The organism is Streptomyces sp. P17 (assembly GCF_032436805.1).
In the GTDB taxonomy this organism is placed as follows: Bacteria; Actinomycetota; Actinomycetes; order Streptomycetales; family Streptomycetaceae; genus Streptomyces.
The window spans coordinates 135484-142682 of sequence record NZ_JAVRBF010000012.1; the positions used below are offsets into that span (position 1 = coordinate 135484).

The 7199-nt window shown below is 70.4% G+C and carries 8 protein-coding genes; 1 reads left to right on the forward strand and 7 read right to left on the reverse strand.

Annotation, left to right across the window (positions count from 1 at the left end):
* Window positions 1-78: 78 nt before the first annotated feature.
* Genes RMT89_RS10605 through RMT89_RS10615 form a run of 3 tightly spaced genes read right to left on the reverse strand, consistent with a single transcriptional unit; the run spans window position 79 to window position 2020 of the window.
* Window positions 79-381 carry a hypothetical protein gene (locus tag RMT89_RS10605; RefSeq protein WP_315883557.1) on the reverse strand — a complete coding sequence of 101 codons (303 nt, stop codon included), beginning with the start codon at window positions 379-381 and terminating at the stop codon, window positions 79-81.
* Between the two features lie 10 nt (window positions 382-391).
* On the reverse strand, window positions 392-1045 hold the full coding sequence (locus RMT89_RS10610) for a TetR/AcrR family transcriptional regulator (protein ID WP_315883558.1): 654 nt from the start codon (window positions 1043-1045) through the stop codon (window positions 392-394).
* 36 nt (window positions 1046-1081) lie between these two features.
* Window positions 1082-2020 (reverse strand): diiron oxygenase, encoded by a 939-nt coding sequence (locus RMT89_RS10615; protein WP_315883559.1) that lies wholly within the window; start codon window positions 2018-2020, stop codon window positions 1082-1084.
* A gap of 127 nt (window positions 2021-2147) precedes the next feature.
* Here RMT89_RS10615 and RMT89_RS10620 point away from each other — a divergent pair, with 127 nt between their 5' ends.
* Window positions 2148-3251, forward strand: coding sequence for a ferritin-like domain-containing protein (locus RMT89_RS10620; RefSeq protein WP_315883560.1), 1104 nt, complete (start codon window positions 2148-2150; stop codon window positions 3249-3251).
* On the opposite strand, the gene RMT89_RS10625 is transcribed toward RMT89_RS10620, so the two are convergent.
* The 4 genes from RMT89_RS10625 to RMT89_RS10640 all read right to left on the reverse strand — a co-directional run bounded on the left by RMT89_RS10625 (window position 3248) and on the right by RMT89_RS10640 (window position 7026).
* Window positions 3248-3751 (reverse strand): DUF3291 domain-containing protein, encoded by a 504-nt coding sequence (locus RMT89_RS10625; protein WP_315883561.1) that lies wholly within the window; start codon window positions 3749-3751, stop codon window positions 3248-3250. The genes RMT89_RS10620 and RMT89_RS10625 overlap by 4 nt on opposite strands.
* 65 nt (window positions 3752-3816) lie before the next feature.
* On the reverse strand, window positions 3817-5274 hold the full coding sequence (locus tag RMT89_RS10630; RefSeq protein WP_315883562.1) for a penicillin-binding transpeptidase domain-containing protein: 1458 nt from the start codon (window positions 5272-5274) through the stop codon (window positions 3817-3819).
* Window positions 5271-6632 (reverse strand): FtsW/RodA/SpoVE family cell cycle protein, encoded by a 1362-nt coding sequence (locus RMT89_RS10635; protein ID WP_315883563.1) that lies wholly within the window; start codon window positions 6630-6632, stop codon window positions 5271-5273. The genes RMT89_RS10630 and RMT89_RS10635 overlap by 4 nt, the downstream gene beginning before the upstream one ends.
* A gap of 43 nt (window positions 6633-6675) precedes the next feature.
* The gene (locus RMT89_RS10640) at window positions 6676-7026 is read right to left on the reverse strand and encodes an SH3 domain-containing protein (protein ID WP_315883564.1); all 351 of its coding nucleotides are present in this window, start codon (window positions 7024-7026) and stop codon (window positions 6676-6678) included.
* Window positions 7027-7199 lie beyond the last annotated feature (173 nt).

The following is a 7199-nucleotide window of genomic DNA, read 5'->3' on the forward strand; positions in this document are numbered from 1 at the left end:
CCCTCTGCTCCGCACCGCGAGCATCAGACGGACGCTCGTGGTGCGCGCGCCGAGTGTGCGCGGTTCGGCGCAACCGGGTCACCCGTCCGCGTCGTCCGGCTTGCCGCCCGGCGTGGCGTCTGGCTTCGACCAGGGCCACTTCAGCCGGCTCTCCAGGCGTCCCTCGGGGTCGTACGTGTACTTCCAGCGCCGGGAGAGCCCGATGGGCCGGCCCTCGACGCGGGGCACGCGCCGGTAGACGAGCACGGTGGGCGGGCCGCCGTCGGGGTCCGGGACGGGGATGCGGTACGTCTTGGGCGGGTGCCCGGTGATCCCCAGCAGGACGGGCAGCACACGGCCGTCCATGGGCCCGCCCTCGAAGGGGGTGTCTTCGCTCTTCACGGCTCCAGTGTCAGCCATCCTCGGCGAGCGCCTGCACCAGCGCCGCGGTCTGCGGGTCGCGGGCGCCGGTCACGGAGAGCACGGCGACGAACTGGTCGACGAGCCAGTCGCGCAGTTCACCCACGGGGATCTGCTTGCCCTCGTCGAGCCAGAGGAGGGAGGCCGCCTCGACGGCGGTGATCCACACCTTGACGGTCATGCGCAGCCGGAGCCCGGGCTCGGTGACGTCCAGATGCCGGAGGATGTGCTCGGCGGCCGCCCGCCGCACCCCGTCGACGATGGCGGTGGTCCGGGAGGTCTCGACGACGCTGCCGCCCTGGAGCAGGGCGCTGAACCCGGCGTCATGCTCGTCCACGAAGGCGAGATACCGGTCGAGGGCCCGCCCGAGCCGGGCGAGCAACGGCCCCTGGCGAGGCTCGTCGAAGCACTGCTGGAGCTCCTCGGCGGCGGAGCGCAGGGCGGCCTCGTAGAGCTGCTGCTTGCCGCCGGGAAAGTACCGGTACACCAGCGGCCGCGACACCCCGGCGGCCTCCGCGACATCGTCGAGCGAGACCTCCTCGGGCGCCCGATGAGCGAACAGCGACAAAGCGGCGGCGAGCAACTGACTGCGCCGCTCCTCGACGCTGAGACGTCGATAGGCGGGAGTGGGGGCCGGGGAGCTCATGACGTGCAGCGTAACCGGCCCCGCCGCGGCCCTCACCTACGCCAGCAGCCCCGACGACCGCCACAGCCGCCGGCCGACCCCGCGCAGCACCCCGATGTCGTCCAGGAAGTCGGTCAGCCGCTTCGCTCCGGTCTGCATGACCTCACGCCGGTGCCCGCTCGCCCGCACCTGCGCCATGGCCTCGCGCTTGTCGAGACCCACATTCGTGTAGACCTCGGGGTTCACGAAGGCCACCGAGAACACCCGGGCGAACTCCCCGGAGGTGACCCGGGTGAACTCCTGGGACCACTTCGGAGCCGTCAGCATCTGCCGCCGCAGCTCCTCGCGGGCGTAGCGGACATGCCGGGCCTCCTCGACGACATGGATCCGCGTGACGCCCCGGATCAGCGGCTGCACCCGCTCGTCCGGGAAGGTCAGCCGCTGCATCCAGTCCAGGACTTCCTCACCGAGCAGCGTGGCCGTAAAGGATCCCGGCGTCGTGGAGATCGTCTTGAACAGCCGTCCCAGGTTCTGGTGGACCCGGCTCACCGGGTACCACGGTGTCTCCCCGCGCGAGATCAGCCGCGCGAACATCTTGGAGTGCCGGCACTCGTCCTCGATCTCGGTGAGCGCGTACCGCACATGGGCGCTCGTCGCCGCCTTGTCGTAGATGTGCCGCACCAGCAGCTGCATCAGGATCAGCTCGAACCAGATGCCCAGCGAGGCCAGCGCCGCCGCCTCGTGCTGGGAGAGCAGAATCCGCTGCTCCTCGCTCATCCGCTTCCAGATCGGGGTGTCGTACAGCGACACCAGCTCCGGCGGCCAGAACCACTTGCCCTCCTCGAAGGGCGCGTCCCAGTCCAGCTCCTTGTCGGGATCGAAGGAGTGCTTCGCGGAGGAGTCGAGCAGCCGTTCGGCCACCTGCTCCCGGTCCTTGAGCAGGCCCAGCGCGTCGCGCAGGCCTTCGAGCGCGTCGGCTTCCGTGAGGGTCGTCATCGTTCTCCCAATTCGTTACCCGGGGTCACATCCTCCGTTCTCTTATGAGACTGCTTGTCAGCAAGCCAGTCAATCCCTCGTGCGGCACTTGTTGACCCCGCGTCTACCGAGCGGGAGCCTGCGAGACATGCCGACCTACGACCTGTACGCCAACGACCCGGGAGACCCCCTCTGGCAGGTGCCGGCCACCGGCGCGGCCCGCTTCGCCTGGGAGTACGACGAAGGCCGCGACCGTCTGCTCGCCCTCTACCAGAAGGGCAAGGACAAGCAGTGGGACGGGCAGAGGCGGATCGACTGGACGCTGGAGGTGGACCCCTACGACCCGCTCGGCACCCCCGACGAGGCGATGTCGCTCCACGGCACCCGGCACTGGGCGAAGATGACGGACGCGGACAAGGGGGAGTTGCGCAGGCACTACGCCTCCTGGCAGTTCAGCCAGTTCCTGCACGGCGAACAGGGCGCGATGGTCTGCGCCGCGCGCATCGTGGAGTCGGCCCCCGACCTGGACGCAAAGTTCTACTCGGCCACCCAGACCATGGACGAGGCACGGCACGCCGAGATCTACGGCCGTTTCCTGCACGAGAAGATCGGGATGCTGTACCCGATCAACGACAACCTCCGGTCACTGCTGGGCGACACGCTCGCCGACAGCCGTTGGGACATGCCCTACCTCGGCATGCAGGTCCTCATCGAGGGCCTCGCCCTCGCCGCCTTCGGCATGATCCGCGACACCACCGACAAGCCCCTCCCGCAGCAGATCCTCGCCTACGTCATGCAGGACGAGGCCCGCCATGTGGCCTTCGGCCGGATGGCGCTGCGCGACTACTACAAGCAGCTCACCGACGCCGAACTGCGCGAACGCGAGGAGTTCGTCATCGAGGGCTGCCACCTGATGCGCGACCGCCTGCGTGGCGTGGAGGTCCTGGAGAACTTCGGCATCCCGAAGGCGGAAGCGGAGGAGTACAGCGAACGGTCCGAATTCCTCGCCCTGTTCCGCCAGTTGCTCTTCTCCCGCATCGTCCCCTGCGTCAAGGACATAGGCCTGTGGGGCAAACGCCTCCAACGGGCCTACGTCGACATGGGCGTCTTCGGGATGGCCGACTCGAACCTGGATCTGCTGATGGCCCAGGACGAGGAGATCGCCGAGAAGCTGGACGCCGAGCGCTTCGCGGGGGAGGAGCGGGAGCGGGCGGCGGAGGTGCGGGAGGCGATCGAGGAGGGCCGCCGTTAGACCGAGCAGCCCAGACCGTCCGGCACCTCCAGTGCCACCGGTTCGGCGCTCTGCGCCGGGAACGACGTGCGGAACGTGAAGGCGTACGGCGTCGGTCCGTTCGTGCGGAGGTGCAGCAGTCGTGCCTCCGCCTCGGCGACCGTCGGGCGGTGCCCTGCCGGGACCCACCACAGGACCGCGGTCGCCTCCTGGAGCTTCTCGAACCACTCCCTGCGGCGGGCCAGCATCTCCCGGTGCCGGCCCTGGTACATGTACGCCGTCAGGGCGTTGGCGTCCCGCCACACCGACATGTTGATGATCAGCCAGTCGTCCCCGAAGACGGGGATGTCCGTCGCGTCGCCGGCCTCGGACTGCAGGCGCCAGACGAAGCCGTCGGCCGAGTCGGCGTCGCCGTTCACCGGGTCCAGCGAGTCGACGAAGTCCTTCAACTGCGGGGAGTCCACAGGGGCTTTGAGGCGTGCGATGTTCACCTGGGCGAGTTCGTACGCGACTGAGGTCATGAACCGAACGTTAGGTCGGGAGCCCGGGCGTCGGTACCCCCGTCTCAGTAACCGAGAACGCCTTCCTAGGAGTTGAGCACCGCCTCCATCACCGCCCGGGCGATCGGCGCCGCGTCCCCGCCCCCGCTGATCTCCCCACGGTCCGCCTCCGCGTCCTCCACCACCACCGCGACCGCCACCTTCGGCTCCATGTCCCGCTCACCCTGCGCCCACGACACGAACCAGGCGTACGGCGTCCCGGAGTTGCCGATCCCGTGCTGGGCGGTGCCGGTCTTGCCGCCGACGGTCACCCCCGGGATCGCCGCGTTCGTGCCGGTGCCCTCCCGCACCACGTCCGTCATCAGCTCCCGCAGCCGTGCCGCGGTCGCCGGATGCATCGCCTGCCGTACCGGACGCGACCCGGCCGTCTCCAGCGTCGCTCCGCCCGACCGGATCGTCCGCTCCACCAGATACGGCTCCCGCACCTGCCCCCCGCTCGCGACCGCCGCCGCGACCATCGCCATCTGCAAGGGCGTCGCCCGCGTGTTGTACTGCCCGATCGCCGACAGCGCGAGCTGCGCCCGGTCGACCGAGGTGTCGAAGGTGCTCGGCGCCACCGCGTACGGAATGCGCATCCTCGTGTCGTTGAACCCAAAGGCCTGCGCGGTGGCCGCCAGATCGGTCAGCCCCACCCGCACGCCCAGCTTCGCGAACACCGTGTTGCACGACCACTCGAAGGCGGCTCGCAGTGACGCGTCCGCGCACCCCTTCGCCTCGTTCGTCAGGCTCGTCGTGGTACCGGGCAGGGTGTACGGGTCGGGGGAGTCGGTCGGTTCGTCGACATCCGTGACCACCCCCGCGTCCAGCGCCGCCGCCGCGGTCACCACCTTGAAGGTCGACCCCGGCGGATACGTCTGCCGTACCGCCCGGTTGAGCATCGGCTTGTCCGGGTCCTCGTTCAGCCCGATCCAGGACCGTGACACCGCCGGCCCGTTCCCCGACAGTGCCTCCGGGTTGTACGACGGCGTCGACACCAGCGCCAGGATCCGGCCCGTCGACGGCTCGATCGCCGCCACCGCGCCCTTGCGCCCGCCGAGCCCGTCGTAGGCCGCCCGCTGAGCCGGCGCGCGGAGGGTCGTCACCACGTCGCCGCCCGGATTCCGCGCCCGGGTCAGATCGTTCAGCAGCGGGAACGGCGAGAGCATCGGATCCGAGCCGGACAGCACCCCGTCCTCGGTGTACTCCAGCAGCGATGTGCCGTACACCTGCGAGGCGAAGCCGGTCACCGGCGCGTACAACGGGCCGTCCAGATAGCTGCGTTCGTAGCGGAGCTGCTCGCCGGTGTCCTTGGAGCCGGTGACCGGGCGGCCGCCGACCAGGATGTCGCCGCGCGGCTGGCCGTACCGGGCGATGGTCCCCCGCCGGTTGGCGGGGTTGTCGTCGTAGGCGCCGGCCTCGACGACCTGGAGCCGGGTGGCGTTCACCAGGAGCGCGGCCAGCAGCAGGGCGCAGAAGACGGCCGCCAGCCGGATGTGCCGGGTCACGCCGCCGCCTCCGTGTCGTACCCCCGCCGCGCCGAGTCGCTCACCCGGACCAGCAGCGCCACGATCGCCCAGTTGGTGACGACCGACGAGCCGCCCTGCGCCAGGAACGGCATCGCCATCCCGGTCAGCGGGATCAGCCCGGTCACCCCGCCCGCGATCACGAACACCTGGAGGGCGACGATCGAGGCGAGACCCACCGCGAGGAGCTGCCCGAACGGGTCACGCAGCGCGAGCCCCGCCCGGTACCCGCGCTCCACCAGCAGGCCGTACAGCAGGAAGATCGCCGACAGGCCGGCCAGGCCCAGCTCCTCGCCCGCCGTGGCCAGGATGAAGTCCGACTTGACGGCGAACCCGATCAGCACGGAGTGGCCGAGCCCGAGGCCGGTGCCGAGCACGCCGCCCGCCGCGAAGGCGAACAGCGACTGGGAGAGCTGGTTCGGCCCCTGGCCCGCCTCGATCGACGCGAACGGATGCAGCCAGTCCTCGAACCTGCTGTGCACATGCGGCTCCAGCCGGCCCACGGCGACCGCCCCCAGCGCGGCCAGCATGAGCCCCACGGCGATCCACCCGGTGCGCCCGGTGGCGACATACAGCAGGACCACGAACAGGCCGAAGAACAACAGCGAGGTGCCGAGGTCCCGTTCGAGGATCAGGACACCGACGCTCAGCAGCCAGACGGCCACGATCGGCCCGAGCACCCGTCCGGTCGGCAGCTGCAGCCGCCACACCCGACGGCCCGCATACGCCAGCGCCCCCCGGTTCGCGGCCAGATACGCGGCGAAGAACACCGCCAGCAGCACCTTCGCGAACTCGCCCGGCTGGATGGAGAATCCGGCGATCCGGATCCAGATCCTGGCGCCGTTCACGGCGGGGAACAGGATCGGCAGGATCAGCAGCCCGAGGGCGGTGACCACACAGACGTACGCGTAACGCTGCAGGACCCGGTGATCGCGCAGCAGCACCACCGTCACGATGAAGAACGCCACCCCCAGCGTGGACCACACGAGTTGGGCGGGCGCCGCCCGGTCGCCCGGGGTCTCCAGGTCGAGCCGGTAGATCAGCACCAGGCCGAGGCCGTTGAGCAGCACGCCGATCGGCAGCAGCAGGGGGTCCGCGTACGGCGCCCGGAACCGCACCGCCAAGTGGGCGACGAGCGCGAGCACGCCGAGCCCGGCGCCGTAACCGACGGCGCCGGGCGGGACGGTGCCGTCGCGGGCGAGGCCGACAGCGCAGTAGCCGTACACGGAGAGCAGGACGGCCACGACGATGAGGGCCAGTTCGATGCCACGGCGCCGGGGGAGGCGGACGGCGGGAGCGGGTGCGTCCGCTCGGACCAGGGTGGTTCCGGCCTTGCTCATGTCCGGAACTTACCCAAATAGGGCGTCTTGTGTGCCGTGCGGCTCAGCACCAGCGTGGCGCGGCCCCGATGTTGTTGATGTACCGGGCCGACCCCCAGGCCCAGGTGCCGTCCGTGAGGAGGTACCAGAGCGGGTTGCCCTGGATGTTCTGCCCCACCGTCTTGCAGAAGATCTTCACGATCTGCCCGCGGTGCGCGGTCCGGATGACCTGGCCACCCCGGTTGGGCGCGCTGCGCAGCAGCAGGGTGTTGGCGGTCACGACCCCCTTGTACAGCCGGGGGCGGTTCTGGGGATCCCCGCCCCAGTCCTCACCGGCGACGGCGGGCGTGACGGTGGCCGCGGCGGCGATTGCGCCGGCGGCGACGGTTATGGCGAGACGGGAGCGGAGCGACATGGGGTGTACCTCCAGAAGAGGGGGCAAAACCTGACTAACCGCCACGCTATGAGCGCAAGACGCAGCCCGCCTCTCCACATGGGCCATCCGGAACCCACCTAGGGGGTGTTTTGAAAGTCCCGCACAGCACCCACGGCGCCCGGCACGCACCCTCGCCGCACCGGCCAAAGACC